Annotated in this window: 1 protein-coding gene; it reads left to right on the top strand. The window is 49.3% G+C overall.

What is annotated here, in order from left to right; all coding sequences use genetic code 11:
- Positions 1–572: DeoR/GlpR family DNA-binding transcription regulator (locus ACWHAR_RS30265; protein WP_452088829.1), on the top strand; the 572-nt coding region annotated here is incomplete at both ends.

Below are 572 nucleotides of genomic sequence, written 5' to 3'. Positions count from 1 at the left end.
ATGATGAGGTCAAAGACTATTCGGGCAGGCTGGGCATGGTTTCCGAAGAAAAAAGCATGATCGGAAAAGCAGCCGCTTCTTTAATCAGAGAAGGCGACCGCATTATTTTGGACGCTTCCACGACAGTCCAATCATGCGCAGAGCATTTGCCGGATGTCAATTGCACGATCATCACCAATTCGATTAACCTTGCGGACGTTCTTTCCTCAAGAAAAGGGGCTGACATCCGCCTGCTTGGAGGAAAGCTTCAAAAAGAGCACCGGTTTTTGTACGGCGCCTCTGTCATTGAAAAGCTGTCATGCTATCATGTTGATAAAGCGCTGATCGGCGTGGTGGGGGTTTCTGAACATGGGCTTACAATCGCCCATGAGGAGGACGGAATGGTGAAGCGGAAAATGATTTCCCAAGCGAAGCAAGTCATAGCGCTTGCCGACCATTCGAAAATCGGGAGAACGGATTTTTACCGATACGCTGAACTCAGTGACATTGACCTTCTCATTACAGACCGGCTGCCGTCGAAACCGTTTGAGAAGCTGGTTGATGAACAGGATGTGGAGCTGCTTGTGGCTGAA

The sequence above is a fragment of the Bacillus sp. LR--39 genome (assembly GCF_053613335.1).
Note: the sequence above shows the minus strand (reverse complement) of the source record. Positions and strands in the feature narration are given on the sequence as shown.